This window comes from Rhizobacter sp. P2_H2 (assembly GCF_056403375.1).
The window spans coordinates 1-1,118 of record NZ_JBFUFP010001417.1; the positions used below are offsets into that span (position 1 = coordinate 1).

1 protein-coding gene is annotated in these 1,118 nt (G+C 54.7%); it reads right to left on the minus strand.

Going from position 1 to position 1,118, the window contains the following annotated elements; genetic code table 11:
• Positions 1 to 1,070 (minus strand): hypothetical protein (locus AC1D15_RS33590; protein WP_477829468.1); only part of this gene is annotated, 1,070 nt, incomplete at its 3' end.
• Positions 1,071 to 1,118: the final 48 nt, after the last annotated feature.

Sequence of the window (1,118 nt, forward strand, 5' to 3'; positions counted from 1 at the left end):
TCCACGCTCTCGACATAAGCCAGCGGCACCGGCACTAAGACACGTGCGGCGCCTGCCGATAAGAACTGACTGAAGAGTGGGTCCGGGTCACTCAGGTTCACACTGGTTCGCCAGTTCGACTTTCTGCCCCAGAAGTAGGGATAGAAGAGGTAGGTCATCTGCTCCCACTCGAAAGCCTGCTCGAAGAACTGGATGATCGGCCCTTCATAGAGCGCCTCGTTGACGTCCAATTCGGGAGGATGAATCGGATCGTTCGGCGGCTCGGTCAAGGCGCCGAACTGACTAAAGTGCTGGCCGGTCATCATCGTGATGCATAGCTTTTTTAACTCGTTCTTCTCCACCGTGCGGTTGATTGCTGGATTTTGCCCTTCCATGGTGATGCCAAGCGCAGATTCGGCTTGTTCGACTTTCTGATCGTAAGCGGTCTGCATAGCCTGGTAGGCAGTCTGAATCTTGCCGAACGTCTCCAATTGCCAGGCAGTCATGGCCTCGTCCGTACGTACGCAAACAGCCTGGATATCGAGCGCGAACTTGTGCACGTCGTAACACGCTACACTGACAGGAACTGAGCCGGCTGTGACCTGCGCGTTGTTGCCCGCAACATCACCAACTTGCTGCATGTTCAAGGGAATACCGCCGCCTGCAATATTCATGAGCACCCATGCATCACCACGCACTTGGACACTGAACTTTGGATAGTGGATCCAAAGAATTGACGCGGCCAAGCTATACGAGTTGAGGCGATAGCCGGCAGGAATCACTAAGTCCTTGGTGGAAGTCGCGAAACTGATTGCCTCTCCGAGACCCTCATTGGGTGCGAGGGATATGCCGACGTAGGTGAATAGCGGCGGGGGCGCTGTGACTCCAGCAGCACCATACTTCGCGGCGTAGCGCATGAAGTTGAACTCATTGATGACACTCGCTGTCAACGGCTCACGAGGCTTGTGGACATCCAAAATTGTGGCGTCTTTGAGAAAGGGTGGCGGAGGCTTAGCGCTAAGCTTTGGCTCAGCTTTGCTTCGTGTCGCCCGATAGTAGGCAGCCGGTTCCGGAATGATGAATTCCAGCAAGAGCCTCACTCCGTAGTTGTAGACCTGTGCGCGGTATTTCTTATCAAC